This window comes from Kitasatospora sp. NPDC038210 (assembly GCF_055600605.1).
The window spans coordinates 42,943-62,191 of sequence record NZ_JBVJYK010000016.1; the positions used below are offsets into that span (position 1 = coordinate 42,943).

The 19,249-nt window shown below is 73.1% G+C and carries 20 protein-coding genes and 1 pseudogene; 10 read left to right on the top strand and 11 right to left on the bottom strand.

Annotated elements, in window-relative coordinates; all coding sequences use genetic code 11:
* Positions 1–31: 31 nt before the first annotated feature.
* Both ACZ7KX_RS29085 and thpR read right to left on the bottom strand, forming a co-directional pair.
* Positions 32–838: a hypothetical protein gene (locus ACZ7KX_RS29085; RefSeq protein WP_470329041.1), complete on the bottom strand. Its 807-nt coding sequence runs from the start codon at positions 836–838 to the stop codon at positions 32–34.
* Between the two features lie 314 nt (positions 839–1,152).
* Entirely contained in the window at positions 1,153–1,770 is a 618-nt protein-coding gene (gene thpR / locus ACZ7KX_RS29090; protein ID WP_470329042.1) for an RNA 2',3'-cyclic phosphodiesterase, read from the bottom strand.
* A 153-nt stretch (positions 1,771–1,923) separates the two neighbouring features.
* Between thpR and ACZ7KX_RS29095 the strand changes: the two genes are divergently transcribed.
* Entirely contained in the window at positions 1,924–2,202 is a 279-nt protein-coding gene (locus tag ACZ7KX_RS29095) for a hypothetical protein (protein ID WP_470329043.1), read from the top strand.
* Here ACZ7KX_RS29095 and ACZ7KX_RS29100 read toward each other — a convergent pair.
* The 3 genes from ACZ7KX_RS29100 to ACZ7KX_RS29110 all read right to left on the bottom strand — a co-directional run bounded on the left by ACZ7KX_RS29100 (position 2,127) and on the right by ACZ7KX_RS29110 (position 4,620).
* Positions 2,127–3,188 carry a hypothetical protein gene (locus ACZ7KX_RS29100; protein WP_470329044.1) on the bottom strand — a complete coding sequence of 354 codons (1,062 nt, stop codon included), beginning with the start codon at positions 3,186–3,188 and terminating at the stop codon, positions 2,127–2,129. The genes ACZ7KX_RS29095 and ACZ7KX_RS29100 overlap by 76 nt on opposite strands.
* Positions 3,189–3,329: 141 nt before the next feature.
* Entirely contained in the window at positions 3,330–4,187 is an 858-nt protein-coding gene (locus ACZ7KX_RS29105) for an LURP-one-related/scramblase family protein (protein WP_470329152.1), read from the bottom strand.
* Between the two features lie 202 nt (positions 4,188–4,389).
* Positions 4,390–4,620, bottom strand: coding sequence for a hypothetical protein (locus tag ACZ7KX_RS29110; RefSeq protein WP_470329045.1), 231 nt, complete (start codon positions 4,618–4,620; stop codon positions 4,390–4,392).
* Positions 4,621–4,774: 154 nt separating this feature from the next.
* On the opposite strand from ACZ7KX_RS29110, the gene ACZ7KX_RS29115 reads away from it, so the two are divergent.
* From ACZ7KX_RS29115 to ACZ7KX_RS29125, 3 genes are all read left to right on the top strand, one after another.
* A complete protein-coding gene (locus ACZ7KX_RS29115; RefSeq protein ID WP_470329046.1) occupies positions 4,775–5,236 on the top strand; it encodes an SRPBCC domain-containing protein in 462 nt (153 codons plus the stop codon).
* The gene (locus ACZ7KX_RS29120; RefSeq protein WP_470329047.1) at positions 5,233–5,580 is read left to right on the top strand and encodes an ArsR/SmtB family transcription factor; all 348 of its coding nucleotides are present in this window, start codon (positions 5,233–5,235) and stop codon (positions 5,578–5,580) included. Before ACZ7KX_RS29115 ends, ACZ7KX_RS29120 begins: the two co-directional genes overlap by 4 nt.
* Before the next feature lie 137 nt (positions 5,581–5,717).
* The gene (locus tag ACZ7KX_RS29125; protein WP_470329048.1) at positions 5,718–6,161 is read left to right on the top strand and encodes an SRPBCC family protein; all 444 of its coding nucleotides are present in this window, start codon (positions 5,718–5,720) and stop codon (positions 6,159–6,161) included.
* Positions 6,162–6,268: 107 nt separating this feature from the next.
* Here ACZ7KX_RS29125 and ACZ7KX_RS29130 read toward each other — a convergent pair whose 3' ends face one another.
* Together ACZ7KX_RS29130 and ACZ7KX_RS29135 are read right to left on the bottom strand one after the other, a co-directional pair.
* A complete protein-coding gene (locus ACZ7KX_RS29130; protein WP_470329049.1) occupies positions 6,269–6,682 on the bottom strand; it encodes an Imm50 family immunity protein in 414 nt (137 codons plus the stop codon).
* On the bottom strand, positions 6,675–7,190 hold the full coding sequence (locus ACZ7KX_RS29135; protein WP_470329050.1) for an Imm50 family immunity protein: 516 nt from the start codon (positions 7,188–7,190) through the stop codon (positions 6,675–6,677). The genes ACZ7KX_RS29130 and ACZ7KX_RS29135 overlap by 8 nt, the downstream gene beginning before the upstream one ends.
* Before the next feature lie 433 nt (positions 7,191–7,623).
* On the opposite strand from ACZ7KX_RS29135, the gene ACZ7KX_RS29140 reads away from it, so the two are divergent.
* Positions 7,624–9,315 (top strand): CocE/NonD family hydrolase, encoded by a 1,692-nt coding sequence (locus ACZ7KX_RS29140; RefSeq protein ID WP_470329051.1) that lies wholly within the window; start codon positions 7,624–7,626, stop codon positions 9,313–9,315.
* Between the two features lie 135 nt (positions 9,316–9,450).
* Here the strand turns inward: ACZ7KX_RS29140 and ACZ7KX_RS29145 are convergent, their stop codons facing one another.
* Entirely contained in the window at positions 9,451–10,137 is a 687-nt protein-coding gene (locus ACZ7KX_RS29145) for a CHAP domain-containing protein (protein WP_470329052.1), read from the bottom strand.
* A gap of 239 nt (positions 10,138–10,376) precedes the next feature.
* On the opposite strand from ACZ7KX_RS29145, the gene ACZ7KX_RS29150 reads away from it, so the two are divergent.
* A complete protein-coding gene (locus tag ACZ7KX_RS29150) occupies positions 10,377–11,585 on the top strand; it encodes a hypothetical protein (RefSeq protein ID WP_470329053.1) in 1,209 nt (402 codons plus the stop codon).
* A 123-nt stretch (positions 11,586–11,708) separates the two neighbouring features.
* A pseudogene (locus tag ACZ7KX_RS29155) lies at positions 11,709–11,966 on the top strand (Imm21 family immunity protein); the annotation flags it as partial.
* A 69-nt stretch (positions 11,967–12,035) separates the two neighbouring features.
* Here the strand turns inward: ACZ7KX_RS29155 and ACZ7KX_RS29160 are convergent.
* Positions 12,036–13,907 carry a DUF1428 domain-containing protein gene (locus ACZ7KX_RS29160; protein WP_470329054.1) on the bottom strand — a complete coding sequence of 624 codons (1,872 nt, stop codon included), beginning with the start codon at positions 13,905–13,907 and terminating at the stop codon, positions 12,036–12,038.
* 521 nt (positions 13,908–14,428) lie between these two features.
* Between ACZ7KX_RS29160 and ACZ7KX_RS29165 the strand changes: the two genes are divergently transcribed.
* A complete protein-coding gene (locus tag ACZ7KX_RS29165) occupies positions 14,429–14,998 on the top strand; it encodes a hypothetical protein (RefSeq protein ID WP_470329055.1) in 570 nt (189 codons plus the stop codon).
* Between the two features lie 340 nt (positions 14,999–15,338).
* On the opposite strand, the gene ACZ7KX_RS29170 is transcribed toward ACZ7KX_RS29165, so the two are convergent.
* Positions 15,339–15,914 (bottom strand): GNAT family N-acetyltransferase, encoded by a 576-nt coding sequence (locus tag ACZ7KX_RS29170; RefSeq protein WP_470329056.1) that lies wholly within the window; start codon positions 15,912–15,914, stop codon positions 15,339–15,341.
* Positions 15,915–16,082: 168 nt separating this feature from the next.
* Here ACZ7KX_RS29170 and ACZ7KX_RS29175 point away from each other — a divergent pair, with 168 nt between their 5' ends.
* On the top strand, positions 16,083–16,598 hold the full coding sequence (locus tag ACZ7KX_RS29175) for a DinB family protein (RefSeq protein WP_470329057.1): 516 nt from the start codon (positions 16,083–16,085) through the stop codon (positions 16,596–16,598).
* Positions 16,599–16,728: 130 nt separating this feature from the next.
* A complete protein-coding gene (locus ACZ7KX_RS29180; protein ID WP_470329058.1) occupies positions 16,729–17,295 on the top strand; it encodes a hypothetical protein in 567 nt (188 codons plus the stop codon).
* A gap of 323 nt (positions 17,296–17,618) precedes the next feature.
* Here ACZ7KX_RS29180 and ACZ7KX_RS29185 read toward each other — a convergent pair whose 3' ends face one another.
* Positions 17,619–18,839, bottom strand: a complete 1,221-nt coding sequence (locus ACZ7KX_RS29185) for an alpha/beta hydrolase family protein (RefSeq protein ID WP_470329059.1) — start codon at positions 18,837–18,839, stop codon at positions 17,619–17,621.
* Between the last annotated feature and the right edge of the window lie 410 nt (positions 18,840–19,249).

A 19,249-nucleotide genomic window follows, 5' to 3' on the forward strand; every position in this document is an offset into this window, starting at 1 on the left:
GGGTGGCCCACGGTGCTCACATGGTGCTCCGTCAGGCGGGGACGTTCTTGATGACGGCGTCGGTCAACGGCGAGAGCTGCTGCACCAGTTTGTCGAAGTCCGCCGTCCGGCCGTCGGACCACTGGGCCGAGCCGACGAGCAAGCCGTGCCCGTAGGACGCGAAGTCCTGCACGAAGCCGCTGTCGGCCGGCAGCCGGGGCAGGCCCGAGTCCTTGGGCGGGATGTGGACACCGACTTCGCGAGCCTCGGGGTGGGCGCCCAGCTGGGTGACCAGGTGCAGGCTGTCGAGCGGGTCCTTCATGGTGAACAGCGCCAGGTTGTACTGGTTGCCCTCGGCGTCCCTGTACAGCACCAGATTGACGCCGAGACAGCCGTGGCCCTGGGTGATCCACCCGGCGAGGGTCGGCGCCACGGTGTTCGCGCCGGTGCAGGTGGGGTGCGCCACGGCCGCCACCAGCGTGTACCCCTGCACCTGCGCCGGGAAGACGGTCAGCGGGATGGCCGAGGCCGGAGCATCGGCCGCCGCCGAGGCCGCCGCCAAGGGGGTAACGGTCGGCGGCGTCACCGCCGGTGCCGAGGGCGCGGACGACACCGGGGCGGGCGCAGGCGCGGGTGCGGCCGCTGCCGACGCCGGGTCCGACGGCCGGAGCAGGTACGCCGCGGCGCCGGCGGCAGCCAGCAGGACGGCGGCCACCGGAAGCAGCAGCCGACGCCGCGAGCGTCGACGCTCCGGCTGCGGGGCCCGTTCGGCGGCGCTCGGCTCCCGCGCGGCCTTGTTCTTCTCGAAGTCCTTGACGAACTCGTCCCACAGATCGTCACCGGATTCACGCATGCTCACAGCTTCCACACCTTAGTGATCATCACCACCGCTGGGAAGGCGAGCCCCTGTGCCGGGGATCACTCGGAGGACCGACGGCCGGAGTGCCGAACGGAGCGGTCGCAGAAGAGGGGACGGACGGCCGGCCCAAGATAGGAGTTGGTACCGGCCGTCCTGCGCCTTCCCGGCCCCGGGCCCTTCAACAAGCCCATACGAGGAAGGCGCTGCACGCCATGCTGGACGAGGGGGCCGACACGCTCCCGTTGCCGACGGTCCGAGGCGGTGTGACGGCGGCGTGACGGCGGTCCAGCCGGGTGTGGCGAGGGCGCCCGGGGCTACGGCTCGCCGGGGGCGCCGTCCTCCCCGGGGCGGACTGCGGTGCCGAACCGCCACGACTCGATGTCGCGGTAGTGGATCGGCCCCGGCCCGCGGCCGATGTTGCTGCCGACCAGGTGGAGACGCTCGGTGAGCCACGGTCGGCCCACGAAGTCGGTGAGCCCGGCGGCGACCTCGGGCACGCTGGTGGGATCGTCGCGGCGGGCCCGTGCGAGCGTCAGATGGGGCCGCAGCGGGCGCCCGCCGAACTCGATCCCGCAGGACCGGACCAGCTCCCGGACGTCCGCGGCGAGCAGGTGCAGTCCCTCCAGGTCCCCGCCGATGCCGCTCCACAGCAGTCGGTCGTCGAAGTGGCCGCCCCCGCACAGGCTCAGCTGCAGGGCGGGGTGAGAGGCGGCCCGGCCCACCAGCACCGAACGCAGCAACGGCACTGCGGTGGACGGGAGTTCGCCGAGGAAGGCCAGGGTGATGTGCCAGTCCTCGATCCGGTTCCACCGCAGCCGCGGGTACCTCTGGTAGGCGGGCTGCAGGACGCGGGCCAACTCGTCCTTGGCGTCGTCGGGCGGAGCCAGCGCCACGAAGACGCGCAGGGTCGAGGGCTCGGAGTGATCGTCCACCAGGGATTTCTAGCACCCCGTACCCGGCCCGGTGCAGGCGGATCCGTGAGGAACCGCTCCGACCGGGTTCCGTGAACGGACCGGACCGGACCGGGCTCGACGACGAAGCGACCCGCGGGCGACGGGCGGCCGACTGCTGGTCGACTGTCCGACGTGACGGAACTGATCGACGTACCGGACGCCGAGGACGGCTGGGAGACCGCGTCATCGACCCGACCGGACCGACGCAATCCGGCGTGGCAGTCCTCGATGTTCCAGAACGCCATGAGTGAACTCTTCCGCCTGCTCGACGAGTTCTTCGAGCACCTCGCCGGCGCCTCGCCGGCCCCGGGCCGACCGGGTGACCGCGCGGTGGGTCAGGTCTTCGCCCGGGCGATCGCCTGGACGGTGATCTCGCGCATCCGGTCGAAGGCCTGCTGCGGATCGTCGTAGGAGCGCCAGGGACCGGCCACCTCGGGGCCCATCAGCCGGAACAGCTCCAGCGCCTGCGCCACCCGGAGGTTCATGGTCAGCGACCAGGCTGCCCAGCCGCGGGCGGACTGGAGCTGCGGGTGCGCCGGGTCGGCCTGCGCCAGGTCGGCCAGCAGGGCGTCCACGGCCGCGGTGAACTCCGGGGTCCGGTAGGCGGCCGCCCCCGTCTTGTCGCGGGTGATCTGTTCGAAGCACGCCCGCACCTTCAGCACGGTCAGCAGGCTGCCGGCCGGTGCGTCGGCGATCGCGGTGTCGACGAAGGCGTGCATCAGCTCGTGGCTGCCGTGCCACTTGGCGCACCAGTACTGCAGCGCGCCCTCGTGCGCCCGCAGGTGGTGCGGGTCACGCGCCACCACCTCGGCCCAGAGCGCGCGGAAGTCCTCGTGCGACCGGCCCAGCCCCATGGCGACGGCGATCTGCGCCACCCAGGGGTTGGGGTCCCCGGCCGGCGCCAGCTCGACGGCCTCCAGCGCGACCTGCTCGGCCTCGCGCAGGACCCGGTGGAACCCGCGCGCCTGCTCCTGCGACACCTCGGAGGCGTACAGGTCGGAGCGGATCTCCCAGGCGAGCTGCACCAGCGCGTCGGTCTGCACCAGGACGGCCGTCGCGTTGCGCGGCTCCTCCTCGCGCCACGCCCGCAGCCAGTGGTCATCCTTCGCCGCCGCCGCGCTCAGCGGCGCCATCCGCATCCAGCGCCGGTACGCGTCGCCGTCACCGTCGGCCTCGGCCAGGTACGCGGCCACCGGGCGCCAGTCACCGGCCCCGGCCGCACCGAGCACGGCCGCCAACTCGGCGGACGGCTCGTCGCCGTGCAGCACCAGCTGGTCGCGGGGGACGAGGCTGCGCCGCAGCTCGGCCTCCCGGCGGGTCCGCCGGGCCCGGGAGATCCGCGAGGCGAGGACCTTGCCCGCGACGAGCGCGAGCACGGCGAGGAACACGTAGAGCATGAACTGCTTTCCTGGCTGGGGGGTGAGGGGAGCTTGGGCGCGGCCGGAGGGCCCCGCCCCCAGGAAACGGCCTGGTCGGGGGTGGGGCTCCGGACGACGTGCGGGCTGCAGCCGTACGCGGTGCAGCCGTGCGGGTTGCGGCTAGCCGAGGCCGCGGGCGTCCTGCTTCAGCGCGGTGTCGACGGTCAGCGCGGTCGCCACGACGAGGCTGAGCAGCGGGTCGGCGAGCGGGCGGTGGATCTGGAGCACGTAGTTGTCGGCCGTGGTGAACATCGTCTTCGCCAGGCCCTCCCACGTCTTGGTGATCCGGGCGATCTCGGTGTCCGTCTCGTCGACGATGGAGAAGTTCCAGGCCCGCCAGTTCTCCGCCTTGATGGCGCCGACCTTCCGGCCGCCGACCTCCAGCGCGAAGTTGATCTTCCCGATGACGTTCTGCTGGATGATCTGGCCGACCTCCTGGCCGTCCGGACGCTGCACGATCACCCGCGACTTGATGAGCTTCGCCGGGCGGGTCAGCAGCAGCACCGGGGCGCCCTGCGCGTCACGGATCTCCAGCTTGTGGGTCAGGTACTGGTCGAGGGAGGTGAGCAGCCGTATCAGCTTGCGCAGACCGCTCTGACCGACCTGGACCACCGAGCCCAGCGTGCCGCCGTTCTGGTCGAAGACCGCGTACTCGTTGGTCAGCTCGATCAGCTTGGCCTTCTGGTTCACCACCAGGACCGGCTCGGAGAAGAGGGTGCCGCCGCCACCGTAGACCGGTCCGACGCCGGCCTGCTGCTGCACCTGACGCTGGATCCTGGCGGAGTCGCCGGCCGGAGCGGCCGGCTGGCCGGGGAAGCCGGGAGTGTTCGTGTTCTGGGACATGGCGGGCAGGCTAGGGCCAATCCTCGCCCGGTAGCCAGATCGTTTCCGACGGCGCCCGGGCCCGTTCGGGACGTCGCGTTGCGAATGTGGCCTGCAGGTATGGGTTTTGCAAAGGAAAGCTGATGGTCCCTCAATGTGACACGTGTGACTGATGTCACATGTGATGATCGCGCGCAGCCGGACGTGCCCGACCGCCGCAGCCCGATACGGACTCAGGCCGTGGGTGCGCGGCGGAGTACGACGGGCATCGGCGCGGCGGGCAACGTGCAGCGCGCGGCGGGCAACGTGCGGCGAGCGGCGGGCGGCGGCCGGGGTGGGCCGCCGCCCGGTCGGTGCGTCAGTCGCCGAGGTGCTCCTCCGTCAGGTCGTGGTCGGCCAGGAAGGCGGCGAGTTCGTCGTCGGCGCCGCGGGCTCGCAGGGCCTTGGCAATGACGAGCAGCTCCTCCCAGGCGTCGTCGGGACGTCCAGCAGGGCGAGGGCGGCGCGGGCGGCCTCCTCGGCCGCGACCGGGTCGCCGAGGTTCGCCCACGCCCGCCGCCTGCGCGTCACCGGCGTAGAACGGGAGCACGACAACGGGCAGTCGAATATCCGCGCCGGCCTCGGGCTGGGTCCGGGCAGACTCCCAGAGCTCTTATAGAGCAACCAAAGGTTGCACATTTCGGCGAAGCGGCCTACCGTTATACGCAACCAAAGGTTGCGAAAGCGCTGGAGAGGAGAGCGGGATGGAGTACGGCAGCATCGAGCGGGAGATCCGCGTCGAGGCCACACCCGAGGTGGTCTACGAGGTCATCAGCACGCCCGAGCACCTGCAGGAGTGGTGGCCGGACGAAGCGGACGTCAAGCCGGTCCCGGGAGCCACCGGGTCCGTCTCGTTCGGTGCGGGGACACCGGACGTGAAGGTCGTCCCACTCACGGTGGTGGAGGCCGACCCGCCCCGGCGGTTCAGCTTCCGCTGGGCCCACGGCGAAGGCGAGCCCGCGACGCCGGACAACTCGTTCCTGGTCACCTTCGACCTGGTCCCGTCGGACGGCGGCACGCTGCTGCGGTTCACCGAGACGGGGTTCCGGGAGCAGGGCTGGGAGGCAGCCGTCCTGGAGGAGGCGTACCTCGACCACGCCCGCGGCTGGGACCACTTCCTGCCCCGCCTCGTCACGTACGCGGCCCGGATGGGGACGCGGCCGTGAGCCCCGTCATCGACGACGAGCTCTGGTCGGCGGTCGGAGACCCGATCCGGCGGCGAATGCTCGACCTGCTCCTGACCGGCGGCGGGACGGCGACCACCCTCAGCGACCAACTCCCGGTCACCCGGCAGGCGGTCGCCAAGCACCTGGGCGTACTGGGCCGCGTCGGGCTCGTCCACGGCACGCCGTCCGGACGCGAGCGCCGGTACGAGGTCGACGAGGCCCAACTCGCCCGCGCCGTCGCACAGCTGTCGTCGGTCGGCGCCGCCTGGGATGCCCGGCTGCACCGCATCAAGCGGATCGCCGAGGCCGTCCAGCGCGACCGGGACAGCGGCCGGGAGAGCTGAGCCGGCACGCACCGAGGAACGCACGACGGGACGCACGAAAGCACGCGCCGAGGAACGCACGAAGGCACGGACAAAGGCACGCACCGAGGAACGAACGCGCCCGGGAACGGGCGCCCGTACGAGAGAGGGGTACCGCCATGGCGGACATCCTGCACCGGATCGGAGTCACGGCGTCCCCGGATGCCGTCTACACGGCCCTGACCACCGTCGACGGACTCACGGGCTGGTGGACCGAGGACACGGAGGGCGAGGCCGGCGTCGGCGGCGTGGTCCGGTTCCGGTTCGGCCCTCCCGGAGGCTTCGACATGAAGGTCCTGGAAGCCGAGCCCGGCCACCACGTGCTCTGGGAGGTCATCGACGGCCCGGAGGAGTGGATCGGCACCCGGGTCCGTTTCGACCTCAAGCAGGAGGACGACTTCACCATCGTGCTGTTCCGGCACGAGGGCTGGAGGGAGCCGGTGGAGTTCATGTACCACTGCAGCACCAAGTGGGCCACGTTCCTGATGAGCCTCAAGGGCATGCTGGAGACCGGCACGGGTGAGCCCGCGCCGCGCGACGTCAGGATCAGCAACTGGCACTGACCCGCCGCGACGGCTCCCGAGGGGCCGGTGGCAACGGCTGAGGCCTGAGTACTGAGGAGTGCGAAACGGCGAGCGCCGAGGGGCGTCCCCTCGGCCCTCGCCGCATCTCACTCGAACCGGCTCCGGAGCCATCCGACGGGCGGCTCGGCGCGGATCCCGGCCGCCGCGAAGGACACGTGCTTGCCCCGCCCGGAGAGCACGACCCTCCTGCCCGTGAGCGTGGCGCGGGTCGTGGGCCAGCCCGACCACGCGTCCACCGCGAAGTCCGTCACGCCGGTGCAGACCAGCACGAACTCGACCGCGTTGTGGCCGCGCTCCCGCCACAGCTCCGCGGCGCCCGCAGGGACGGCGAAGGCGGAGAACCTCAAGGTGACGGACGCTTCGCGTTCGTCGACGAGGACGGAGTCCAGGTCGTAGTCGCTCAGCGGGGGCGGCGGTGCGCCCAGCACCTCGCGGACCGTCCCGGGGTTCGCCACCTCCGCGGACCAGTCACGGTCACCCTGCCGGTCGCGGTCACTCATAGAACATCTTCGCGGTCGTGGGCGGCAGCGCGCTGCCGTACAGGCGCCGGTCGAGCGGGCTCACGAACCACCGCTCGGCCGCGTACGGTTCGGCGTCGCTGGAGCAGTAGGCGTTGAGGTGCCCCACCTTGAGCGCGGCGTGCGCCGTGAAGTCCAGCGAGAACCCGCGACCGCTCACCCCGACCGCGATCCGCCGCTCCCACTCCCGCAGGAACGGGCTCAACCCGACGTCGACCACGGTGCCGTCGGGAACGCCCCGCATCCGCAGGTCCTCCTCGACGCCCATGAACTCGACCTGCGCCTCGAACCGGTCGCACCCCGCGTCCGTCCAGGCGTGCGGGGCGAGATCGGGAAAGCGGGGGAACTCGACCCGCAGGGTGACGCCGGCCCCGCGCGGGTTCAGCTGCACCGACCGGAGGACCAGCCCCTCCAGGGGCGGCAGTTCGGTGTACAGCGCGGTCAACTGCCCGGAGTGCGACAGGAGCTCCGGCCACGCACCGCCCGCCATGCGCCCGCCCTTCCCTTCCGGATGCCACACACACCGTCCCGACCTGGGATGGTACTGCGCTTCGCCGCTCGTCCCGGCCGCGGTTCCCGCGATTCCGCACGGAAGCGTCAGGCGCATCAGGCGCGTCAGGCGCGTCAGGCGCGGAACGTGCGGCGGTGGGTGTCAATTGACGGCGATCGTGAAGTACCTGACGGTGAGCACGCTCGGCTCGTGCGTCACGTTGTCGAGCACGCTCTTCGGATGGGTCAAGCGGTCCACGGGAGTCCGAAGGATTGGCCGGACCCTGCCGGATGCGACCTGTCGCTCCCGCGCACGCACCACGGCCCGACGGGTGTTACTGGCTGGTAATTTGGCTGATCACCACCTCCTCTGAGTGCTCATCAGATCGCTACGCTCCGGCAGTCGAGCAGTTCGAGCACAGATGGAGCACGTGATGGAACGACCCACCCCCAGCCGTGGACGCCGGACGGCGAGTGCCGTCCTCGCGGCGGCGCTCACCGTCGGCGGGGCCGCCGTCGCACAGCCCGCCGTGGCACGACCCGCGGTCGCCCGGGCGCCGTCCTCGGCCGCAGCGGGTACGGGATCGTTCTGCCTGGCCGACGTCCCGATGCGCGACGGCGTCGTCCTCAAGGCCGACGTGTTCACACCCGCTCCCGGCGCGCCGGGAGCCGGTCCGCAGGGGCGCCACCCGCTGCTGGTGCAGCCGGCCAGCTGGGGGCAGAACGACCTGGAGTACGTCGCCCAGGGCCGTGCGCTCGCCGCCGACGGGTACGTCGTCGTCACCTACACGGTGCGGGGCTTCTGGGGCTCCGGCGGGGAGGTCGACGTCGCCGGGCCCAAGGACGTCGCGGACATCTCCGCGGTGATCGACTGGGCGCTCGCACACACCCCGGCCGACCCGGACCGGATCGGCATGGTGGGGCTCTCGCTGGGCGGCGGCCTGACCCTGCTCGGCGCCGCCTCCGACCCGCGGATCAAGGCCGTCGCCTCGCTCAGCGGCTGGGCCGACCTCACCGACTCGCTCTACAGCGGGCAGACCCGGCACCTGCAGGCCGCGGCCGTGCTCGCCGGCATCCAGGCCCCGACCGGCCGCAAGAGCCCCGAGTTCGCCAAGGTCCTGGACGACCTCTTCGCCGACCGCGACCTCCCCGGGGTCATCCGCTGGGCGGACACCCGCTCCCCGGCGCGCTACCTGGACCGGATCAACGCGAACGGGACCGCCGTCCTGATGGCCAACGCCTGGGGCGACAGCTTCTTCAACCCCAGCCAGGTCACCGACTTCTACCAGCGGCTGACCGTCCCCAAGAGCCTCGAACTGCGCCCGGGCGACCACGCCAGCCAGGAGTTCACCGGACTGCTCGGCCTGGACAACGCCACCTGGAACAGCGCGCGCGCGTGGCTCGACCGGTACGTCAAGGGAGCCCCGGCCCCGGACACCACCCCGGACACCACCCCGGGCACGGCTCCGGGCAGCCGAACGCAACCGGTCCACCTCGAAGTGCGCCCCTCCGGCACACCCGAGGACCACGCCGACTGGCAGTCCGTCAGCTCCCGCACCGAACACCTCACGGTCGGCGCCGACACCCTCGGGGCCGACACCGCCGGGGACCAGGTGTCGGCGGACTGGCGGACCACCGTGCTCGGCAACACCCCCTCCGGCGCGAGCGGCGGGGTCGCCCTGCTGTCCGGGATGGTCGACCAGGCGGTGCACCAGCCGCCGACCGTGGTCGTCCCGCTGCTGGCCCGCCCGGCCGCCGTGGTCCGGCAGTCCCGGCCGTACCCGCAGGGCCTGTCGCTGCGCGGCGTCGCCCGGGTGCACACCACGGTCACCGCGACGGCCCCGCAGGGCACGGTCGTCGCCTACCTCTACGACGTGGACGCGCTCGGCGCCGGCCGGCTGATCTCGCACGCGCCGCAGAGCTGGTCCGACCGCACGCCCGGGCAGCCGTTCACGATGGACGTCCCGCTCTTCGCCACCGCCTACGACCTGCCGGCCGGCCACCGACTGGCGCTGGTGCTGGGCACCCGGGACGCCCTGTACGGCGGGGAGACCCCCCTCGGCTCCCGGGTGACCTTCGGCTCCACCACGGCCGACCCGGCCACGCTGACGCTGCCGGTGCGCTGATCCTTCCCCCGGCCCGTTCGTACCCACCCCGACGACCGCGGGACGGCGACCCCCGGAACGCGGTGGAGCCCGGAGCCGCCGTGGTGGCGGCTCCGGGCGGGAGGTACGGCTGTCAGAGGTTCAGAGGTACGGCCGTCAGGCGCTCGGCGGGGTGACGTAGCCCGCGACGTGCAGGTCGTCGGCGCCGCCGCGGGCGGTCCGGGGATTGAGGTGGGTGCGGAGGGTGACCTTGTCGCTGTAGTTGCCCTCGACGGTGTCGAGGGTGCCGTCGCCGTGCACGGCGACCACGACGCCGACGTGGCCACCCGGGGTCTCCTTGGCCGGCTCCCCGTAGACCACCAGGTCACCGGGCTGCGGGTGGGCCGAGCCGACGGGGTGCCACAGGCCGTGCTGCTTGCCCCAGTAGCCGACACCGCGGCCGGTCAGGTCGCTCGGCACCTCCTTGACTCCCGCCTCGCGCCAGGTCCACTCGACGAACGCCGCGCACCACCCGGTCTTGCAGGTGTGGCTCTTGTTCGGGAAGTACTTGTTGCACTCCGCAGTGCCCTCCCGCACCCCGATCTCACCCCGGGCGACCGAGACGATCCGGTCGCGGAGGGCGGCGGCGGTCCGCGTGGCGGGGGCGTCGGCGACGGTCCGTTCGCTGCGCTGGCCGGCGGACGGGAGGGTCGCCGCGCCGGCCGCGCCGGCGCCGAGGACGCCGGTGACGACGAGGGCGGCGGTGAGCGCGGCGGCGGTGCGGGCGGCCGCGTGGGACCAGGAGGTGCGGGCAGTGCGGGACTCGGGGGCGACGGGCAGGGCGCGGCGGTGGCTCGGGTTCACGGGAGCTCACTCCTTCGGATGATGCGCCGATCCGGGCATGACGAGGAAACCCCGGACGGGGCTGGGAACTTGGCGACTGTCGGCGAGTGCCGACGGCAATCACGATCTCATCGGTCCGGGCCCGTCGGTAGCCTGGGCCCGTCCCAGTTGTCCCATTGCCCGACGGGCTGTCCCACACGCCCGTGACCTGCGGAAACGCAGGGATTGTGGGACAGCCCGGGCTGCCGAGGAGGAGGCAGATGACCGGCCCCAGGCCCACGCGCGGGCGAGCCATCCCGGTGCCGCACCCGCCGGACGTCCAGGACTGGACGCAGCTGATGACCACCCTGACGACGGAACTGGACCTCCAGGGCCGCGCCCTGCAGAACCGGTCCGCCAAGGCCGGTACTCCGATCGGGAAGAGCACCTGGCACCGCGTGCTGTCCGGCCACACCCTGCCCTCGGCGTCCGTCCTCGATCTGATGGTCGGCAGCGGCAGGTTCACGCCGGAGCAGCGCCGCGAACTGGTGGTGGCCTGGGAGAGGGCCGCCGACTGCCTGGACCGGATCGACACCGCCCGGCGCTCCGGCACGACGGCGCCTCGCGGGCCGGAAGGAGGAGGGGAGGACCGGCCCTGCGGGCCGCCGGAGGACGAACCGGATCCGGCCCCTGCGGAGCTGCCGGCGCCGACCCCGGGGCGCGCCCGGCGCTCGGCCGGCCGGATCACGGGGCTGGCCTCGATCGCGGTGGCCTGTGCCGCCCTCACCGTCTACCTGGCCGGCAACGGCATCGACCCCACCACCGCGAAGGACTCCGCCGACGCCGCCAGTACGAGGACCGCGGCGAGCCCGCCCGCCGTGCGGGGCGCAGCCGGCGGATCAACCCCAGTCGGTGCGAGGGCCTCCGCGAGCGCGACGGCGTCCGCGAGCGCCCCGCCCTTGCCGAGCACACCGGCCATAGCGGGCACGCCCGTTGCGGCCGGCCCGCCGACCGACCCGACCTCGCAGCCGCCGCTGAGCCAACCCGCGCCGCCGACCGAGCGCCCCGGCGTCGAGAAGGGCTCGCTGGGCGAGGACAGCCGCTGCAGCGCCCCGTTCCCGGGGCCCGGGGTCGTCACCTGGCGGGTCTGCGTTCGGGTGGAGGCCGACCGCGTCTCCATCGCCCTCAAGGTGACGAACCGGGCGAGCCTGCCCACCAGGGCCAAGGTGCGGCTGGAGTTCGCCCGCGCCGGGAAGATCTACCCCTGCCCCGGAGTGCCCGGCGCCCATGTCATCGACCTCGACGCCGGGACGACCGTGATCACCCCGCCGGCCGACTGCGCCACCGTGCGCGAGCCCGTCCCCCTCGCCTACCAGGGCCTCGGCCGGGTGGTCGCGGCCGACGCCACAGACGCCGCCTACAACGTCTCCCCCACCGCGAACGTGTACCCCGACCGGCCCACCACCTGGCGGCCCGACCTCATCGATTAGCGGGACGGCTGCGGACGGGCCGCCTCGGCGGCAGGTGCCAGGTCTCCGGTGTCAGGTCTCCGGTGTCGGGCCGGTGAGCGTCCGCGGAGGCTCGTTGTCAGTGGCCGAGCGGAGACTGGCGTCGTGAAGACGTTCTCCTCCTCCGCCCCTGAAGCCGACGACACCGCCGACGCTGAGGCTGAGGCTGAGGCTGAGGCTGAGGCTGAGGCCGACGACGCCGGCTCACACGAACCGCTGACCTGGGTCGAGTCGATGGGCGGCCCGCTGATAGCCGTTCCGGTGTCCGCACTGGCCCGGTGGCACGGTTGCACGGAGTCGGGCATGGTCATCGGCGACGGGGACGACGACTACGACCGTGCCTGCGAGGTGGCGGGTCCGGCCGGACTGCCCCCGCCTGCGCGCAGGTCGGGGCGCCGGGCCGGGTGGCCGGGTGGCCGCCCGCCGACCTGGTCAACGCCGGTGCCAGACCGCCCAGTTCTGTCCGGCGTCGGCGCGCTCGACGTACCAGTCGGCCGGGTGGCCGGGCCAGTACTCCTCGGGCTGCTGCCCCGGCGCCGGCAGCGGGGTGACCACGACGGTCGCCTCCGCCGGGACGGGCTGCCACCGCGGGTCGAGGTACCAGACCCGGCCGCGGTAGACCTCGAAGGCCTGGGTGGCGCGCAGCGACCAGTCGAGGTCCCAGGCGAACACCACGTTGTCGTCCGGCTTCAGTCCGGCGGCGCGGGTGAACCCGGTGGCCTGGGCCTTGCGCCACTTCGCGTGCGGCTGGGTGACCTGGGCGGTGATCGTCGAGGTGGCGAAGGCGGCGAACAGGGCGAGCGAGAGGCCGATCGCCCAGAGCACCGGGCGGCCCCCTGTGGCCCGCATCAGCACGACCGCGCCGAGGATGACGAGGGCGGCGGCGCTGGACCGGAACAGGGCGAGCCGGCCCCAGTCGGTGGACAGGAACGAGACGTCCGGCATGCCCCAGAGCACGAAGACCTGGGTCCGCAGCTTGCTGCCGGCCGACAGGACCACCAACTCGGCGAGGACCAGCGTGAGCCCGGCCGTCGCCGCCGCCGTCCGGCCGAGGGCGCGGCGGCCGAACCTGACGAGGACCGCGGAGCCGGTGACGAAGGCCGCCGGGACGAGGTAGGAGGTGTAGCGGGCGTAGACCCAGTTGTCGATGCGGCCGTCGTCCGGCAGAGCGGCCGCCGCCGCCAGCGCCGTCCCGACCAGCAGCGCCACCAGCACGCCGCCGGTGATCCGCAGCGCCCGCGGGAAGCGACGGCTGAACACCGCGAACAGGCAGACGGTGACGGCCAGTCCGCCGATGCCCCAGGTGGAGACGATGAAGCACCAGATCTGGCCCGCGGTCCGGGTGAGGGTCCGCTGGGCGGCCTCCGGGTCGGTGAGGCCCCGCCAGAGGAACCCGCCGACGTCGCTGTTCTGGACGGTGAACTGGGCGTGCAGCCAGGCGGCCAGCAGTTCGGCGCCCAGTACACCGAGGCCGAGCGCCCCGAGGCCGGCCGCGGTCGCGCGCCACGGGGCCCAGCGCAGCAGGAGGACCCCGACGAACACCACGGCGGTCAGGGCGACCACCACGCCGCCGCGGTCGTGCGTGGCCATCGCGTAGCCGGCGGCCGCGCCCGCCCCGACGGCGTGCCAGGCGCGGCGCCGCAGCGGGCCGTCGGCGAGCCAGCCGTGCAGGCAGAGCAGCCAGGCGAGGATCAGCGCGGGCAGGACGGCGTCGGTCAGCACGAACTGCGAGTAGAAGACCACCGGCGGCAGCAGCGCGGTCACCGCGCCGAAGGCATAGGAGAGTTGCCGGCGCAGGCCGAGGCGGCGCAGGGCGACGTACGCGAGCGGGAAGACCAGTGAGCTGATCAGGGCGTTGATCCCCATGATCAGGTGGTACGCGGTCACCGGGTCGTCGGCCAGGCGCAGTGCGGGTGAGATCAGCAGCGGGTAGCCGCCGGGGATGACCACGCCGACCGGGATCTCGGTCGTCGACCGGCCGGCGAGGACGCGGGCCAGGACGAGGTAGGAGTCCTCGTCGGGGTGGACGGACGGGTAGCTCAGGTGCCGGGCGAGGACGAGCCGGAAGAGCAGCTCGGCGACGTACCCGGCGGTCAGGGCGGCGGGCCAGAACCACGGGCGCAGGCGCAGCTCCCCGAAGTGCCGTACTGCCCGGGCGGCGAGCCGGTCGGTGAGGCCGCCGGTGGGGCTGTCGACGGGACGGCCGACGGGTCGTCCGGCGCGGGTGGTCGGTGGTGATACGGCGGTGGCGGCCGGAGCGCCGCTCGGCTGTTCGGACGTGCTGGGTGCGCTGTGCTGCTGCATCGAACTCTGTTTCCTCCCCTGATGGTTCGGCTCCGCCGGGATGCCCGGGCACCCGGGCGTCCCGGCACCCGGGGCGTCGGAAGGCGTGCCGAACCGCGGCGCGGCCCGTGCCGGGACGCACCTTCGTGTCGTGTGACTATATATGCAGGTGATCTACATATGCAGCTGAGCCGAGTCAGCTGGGAAGGATCTGGTGAGATCGGACATGGTTCCCCCCGGGACACGGCTGCGGGCATGCCGCAGCCACCTCTGGCGATGACTGTGGAAGAGAAGCGCGCCCCGGCGGCCCCGGCCGTCCGGGCACCGTCGTCAGGGCGGCTGCACTGCGACGCGAACGGGGGAAACCGGCTGTCGGCCCCACCGCTCACTAACGAAGACGTGCGGCAGGCCGCGAGGTTGCAGGGGCGGCGCAAAAGATTTTCCCGACGCCCGGATCAGCGGCCGCCCCCTCGCGCGACGCCGCATCACGGACCGGGAAAGGCGGTTCCGCCGATCCCGGTGTGATCGGCATACTTCCGCGCATGGACATCGTGGAGAACGATCCCCGGCCGCACCACTACCAGTTCGCGCACCGGGTGCTCGCGGGCCTCGCCCGGGACCTCGGGCCGAAGATGCTGGCCCACGAACCCGACCACGGCTTCAGCGCCGGGTTCGCCTCCCTCTGGAACGACGTCGGCGGGCGGCTGCCCGACGGACAGCAGCTGCCCGGTGACGGCCTGAAGGCGGAGCTGATCACGCTGGGCCCGCACCGGCTGCTGGTGATCGTCATGCCGCGGCCCATCGCACCCGCGGAGGCGTACTACACCGCCGTGGTCCAGCCGGGCGGCGCGGACCACTGCCGCTACTTCACCCTCGAACACGCCATGAACCCGTTCACCGGGGAGCCCTACACCGTGCTCGGCGAGTGGGCGAACGGCAGCCACCTCAACCTCGGTTCGGGCCCGGCACCGGACCTGTCCGCATTCCTGAGCGCGGTGGTGACGCTGCTGACCGAAGCGGAGCCCGTCCACGCGGCCTCCCACCCGGCCGCGACCGGCCGCGGGCAGGACAAGCCCGAACGCCGCGGCCTGCGGCGGCTGTTCGGCCGCTGACCCGAGGCCGGACCGGTGTCGGCACCGGCGCCGGAGCCCGAGGCGACTCCGGTTCCGGCTCCGGTTCCGGTCCAGAACCCGGAACCGGTCCCCCCGGCCCGAAGGAGGCGGACCCCCGTGTTGGTCGGGTTCTCCGCGGTCTGGACCTGCCTGGCGCTCCTGCTCGCCGGCCCGTCCACGGGCTGGGCGCCCAGGCGGTGGGAACGATCGCCCTGGTCGGCGCGGCGCCCATGGTCTGCACCCCGTTCGCCGGCCGCCTGATGGACCGCTCCACCCGCGGGGCTGACGCCCCCGCACGGGCGGGGAGGGGCCGGGCGGCTTGACCGGTCGGCCCAACGGGTCAGGCGTGACGCAGGTCCAGCATGGCGAACACCTTGTCGTACCGGCGCTCCCCGACGGCGACGTAGTCCGGCAACCGCCCGTACTCGGTGAAGCCGAGGGAGAAGTAGAGGTGCAGCGCGTCGGCGTTGTCGCCGCGGGCGTCCAGGGTGAGCACCTCGATGCCCGCCGCCCGCGCGTCCGCGATCAGTGCCGCGGTGAGCGCCCGCCCGATGCCGCGGCCCTGGGCGGCGGCGCAGACCGCCAGCTTCTCCAGGTCCGCGTGCGGGCGGTGGGTCGGGCGCCGGTGGCGCAGCCAGTAGCCGAACCCGGCCAACTGCCCGTCCACGTAGGCCGCCCGCAGTGCTCCGTCGCCGGCCCGCGACCGCGTCAGCACCTGGTCGACCAGGCTCGCGACCTCCTGCGCCGACGGCGGCTCCAACCACCCCAGCGCGGCGCCCGCCGCCACCAGCTCCGCCAGGATCCGGTGCGCAGCGGCCGCGAACTCCCCGTCAGTGACCGCCCGTTCGGCCACCGCCGCGGAGTCGAGGAGGACCAGTTCTCCTGGGGTCGGTGCAGCGGTCGCGTTCCGGGTCATGCCCGGCAGCCTATCCTTCGCGGCAACTCGCCGAGCTCCGCGGACGTTCGCGCACGTTCGCGCACGTTCGCGGACGACGGCGGCGGCGCGCCGTCGCCCGACCCGGTGCCCACTCCGCACCACGGTGCCGCTCGGCGCGCCCGGCCGGCGCGGTGGCAGACTCGGTCCATGACCTTCTCGCTGCCCGAGCCCGACAAGCAACTGTCCGACCCGACCACACTGTTGCTGGACTACCTGGACTACTACCGGTCCGTGATCAGCGCCAAGGTCGAGGGCATGTCCGACCCGGAGCTGCGGACCAGCCGGCTCCCCTCCGGGTGGACCCTGCTCGAACTGCTGAAGCACCTCGTCCACATGGAGCAGCGCTGGCTGCGCTGGGGTTTCCGGGGCGAGCAGGTCGAGGCGCCCTGGGGGGACCGGGGCCCGGCGGGCCGCTGGCACGTCCGGCCCGAGGAGACGGCCGCCGACCTGCTCGCCGGGCTGCGCACGGGTGGCGAGCACACCCGGGCCATCGTGTCGGGTACGCCGCTGTCGGCCGTCGCCGCGGCCGGCGGCCGTTTCCCGGACGACGGCACCCCCCGGCCCACCTTGGGCTGGATCCTCTTCCACGTCCTCCAGGAGTACGCCCGTCACGCGGGACACCTGGACATCGTCCGTGAGCTCACCGACGGCGCCACCGGCTGAGGCGCCGGCGTCCGACGGGTGAGCCGGGGCGCGGCGAGGCCCCGGGGGCCGGTCATATGATCAGTCAGTTCTCCATACTGTCCTACGTGTCCCTCCGCACGCCGCGCCTCACCCCCGGAGCCACCTCTCGATGAGCACCACCTGCCCGACGTGCGCGGCCGCGGACGAAACCGCCGCCGTACGGAACGCCCTGCTGGACGCCGACCGGCCCCTCGACCCGCCGACCCGGGAGCTGCTGTCGATGCCGCCCGAGCCCGGGGGCACGACCGGGGCCGCGATCACCCTATTCGTCCTGGCCGGCCTCTTCGGCCTGTTGGGCCTGCGCACCCTGCTCTCCGGTGACGACGGCGCCGGCTCCGACGCCGCGTACCGGGTCGGCTACCACTACGGCGCCCTGCTCGTTGCGGCGGTCCTGCTGGGCATCGGACTCGCCGTCCACTTCGATCACCGAAGCCGCCGCACGTCCACGGCGGACCGGTGGCCGCAGAGCTACGAGCAGTGGCAACAGCTCCACCAGGTGTGGCGGGCAGCCTGGTTGTGCCGCCGCTGCCGCGTCGCGTTCCTCCCCGCCACGGCGCAGCGCCCGGGCTCCACCGCCCCGTCCGCCGTACCGGTGACCCAGTTCCCGCAGTGGACGGCGGCCCTCGCCCGACAGGGCGGTCCGGAGCAGCTCGACGCGCCGTCGTCCGGCCGATAGTGTCCGGCGTCCTGGAGCCACCGGCGGTCACGGGTGCGGCCGACGCGACATCCTCGAAGGGGTGGCACGCGACCCGGCCGCTCCGGATCGCGTCCTGCACCGCCTGATGCGGACGCCGTGGGGAGCGTTGGAGATCGCCGGCCGGCCTGAGCAGCTGACCGTACGACTCGCCACCGCCCTCCTGGAGACGGGGGCAACGAGGTGGCGGTCGCGCTCCCTCCGCCCGCATGCCCGTGGCATGGACGGAGGCCCTGCTGACCGCCGAGGGCATCGAGCAGCCGGCCCCGGGCGCCGCCCGAGGCCGGTGCCAACGCGGCGCCGCACTAGTGCTGGAAGAGTACTTCCGGATTGTCCGGCGAGGGTCCGTCCAGCAGCGGACCGTGGATCCCCTTCAGCGTCTGGTCGAAGAACGCCGTCACGTACTCGCGCGTGATCACCACCCCGCGTTCCGGGGAGAGGGGCGCCGTCGGGAACCCGGCCTCCTCCAGGAGCAGGTCCAGGTCGCTGAAGCTGAAGTGGTCGGCGCCGGCGACCGCCAGCCACTTCTTGTAGCCGCCGAGGGCAGCCCAGGCGTGCCCCCAGTTGTCGCCGTCGGCCGAGAGGTTGTCGGCCGCGCCCAGCATGAGGAACGGCCGGTTGATCTGGCCGGGCGTCGGGACCGGGTGGAAGGAGCCGTCCATGTTCACTCCGGCCCGTACGCGCGGGTCGGCGATCATCGTGGCGGCGGCCGCCGCTCCGCCGATGGAGTGTCCGGCCATGCCGATCTCGTGCTTGTCGATGAGGTGCGCCAGGCGCCACGCGCTATTGCCGTGCGTCAACCGGTCGATCACGAAGGACACGTCCAGCGCACGGCCGGCGGCGACGGAGTCGAAGTCGAGCCCCGCCGGGCCATCGCAGATCGCGCACGGCGACGTCTGGCCGTTCGCCAGCGTCTCGCCGCTGTCCTCGTAGGTGTGGCCGACGAGCGCGACGACGTAGCCGTGACTGGCCAGGTCGGTCGCGAGCGAGGTGAGCGTCATGCGCGGGTTCTCGTACGCGGCTGAGAGGACCACCAGCGGATGCTTGCCGCTCTGCGGCCGCGCGCCGTCGAAGGCGTGCGTGGTGACGCCGGAAAGGTTCTGCGGGGTGACGCCGGAGCTCGCCGGCAGCTTCCGGCGCTGGAGGACTCCGGTTGCCTCGCCGAGGGTCATGTACGGGGCCGGGGTCCCGGTCCCGGGGACGGCCGGGTAGACCATCGTGACGGTCAGTTGACGGGGGCCGGATGACGGCACCCACGGGTCGGGACGGCTCGCGTCGGTGAGGTGGATGACGTCCTCGCCCGCGGCGTAGGGCCCCGTCGGCGCGGGGAGCGCGCCCTGGAATGACCGCGTGGGCGCGGTGGCCGTGGCCGTGGCCGTGGCCGTGGCCGCTGCGGTGTCGAACGCGTGCGTGGCCACCGGTGTGGCCGACGGTGTGGTCGTGGCGGCGAACCCGGCGCCGGTTCCGGTGACGATGGCGGCGAGCGCCAGCGCCGCGACGGCGCTGATACGGCGATTGCGTTTCATGGGGGAGACGCTAGGTTCCGCAGCTCCGCATCGAATCAGCCCGCGGGTGCAAACATTCCGGCGTCGTCCGTCACCCCCGCGAGGTACCGAAGTAATCCGCCGGGAGTATGTCGTGCGGCGCGAGGTTCCCTTCGTCGGCATCGTCGAGCGCCGCCTTCGTCCTGGCCCACGACGAACACGACGCCAAGCCCTACCGCCGGACCTCCGACGGCAGCCCACTCGAAACCGCATGGACCCCCGAAGGATCAACGCGGCGCTGCACCAGTCCGCGGTGCAGCCCCAGTAGGCGACCTCGGCCGGTTCGCCGTCCCGGTACAGCACCGTGCACCGGCCGATCGCGCGGCCGACGGGGGCGAGCAGCTGCGATGTCGAAGCGTCCCACTGCTCCCGCGTGGGCCGGCCGTCGGGAG

Bases quoted from the DNA above. Each gene is read 5' to 3' on its own strand.
- ACZ7KX_RS29100 (WP_470329044.1), bottom strand. From the start codon at position 3,188: ATGCTCTACGTGTTCCTCGCCGTGCTCGCGCTCGTCGCGGGCAAGGTC.
- ACZ7KX_RS29115 (WP_470329046.1), top strand. From the start codon at position 4,775: ATGGAGTACGGCAGCATCGAGCGGGAGATCCGCGTCGAGGCCACACCC.
- ACZ7KX_RS29125 (WP_470329048.1), top strand. From the start codon at position 5,718: ATGGCGGACATCCTGCACCGGATCGGAGTCACGGCGTCCCCGGATGCC.
- ACZ7KX_RS29130 (WP_470329049.1), bottom strand. From the start codon at position 6,682: ATGAGTGACCGCGACCGGCAGGGTGACCGTGACTGGTCCGCGGAGGTG.
- ACZ7KX_RS29135 (WP_470329050.1), bottom strand. From the start codon at position 7,190: ATGGCGGGCGGTGCGTGGCCGGAGCTCCTGTCGCACTCCGGGCAGTTG.
- ACZ7KX_RS29140 (WP_470329051.1), top strand. From the start codon at position 7,624: ATGGAACGACCCACCCCCAGCCGTGGACGCCGGACGGCGAGTGCCGTC.
- ACZ7KX_RS29150 (WP_470329053.1), top strand. From the start codon at position 10,377: ATGACCGGCCCCAGGCCCACGCGCGGGCGAGCCATCCCGGTGCCGCAC.
- ACZ7KX_RS29160 (WP_470329054.1), bottom strand. From the start codon at position 13,907: ATGCAGCAGCACAGCGCACCCAGCACGTCCGAACAGCCGAGCGGCGCT.
- ACZ7KX_RS29165 (WP_470329055.1), top strand. From the start codon at position 14,429: ATGGACATCGTGGAGAACGATCCCCGGCCGCACCACTACCAGTTCGCG.
- ACZ7KX_RS29170 (WP_470329056.1), bottom strand. From the start codon at position 15,914: ATGACCCGGAACGCGACCGCTGCACCGACCCCAGGAGAACTGGTCCTC.
- ACZ7KX_RS29175 (WP_470329057.1), top strand. From the start codon at position 16,083: ATGACCTTCTCGCTGCCCGAGCCCGACAAGCAACTGTCCGACCCGACC.
- ACZ7KX_RS29180 (WP_470329058.1), top strand. From the start codon at position 16,729: ATGAGCACCACCTGCCCGACGTGCGCGGCCGCGGACGAAACCGCCGCC.
- ACZ7KX_RS29185 (WP_470329059.1), bottom strand. From the start codon at position 18,839: ATGAAACGCAATCGCCGTATCAGCGCCGTCGCGGCGCTGGCGCTCGCC.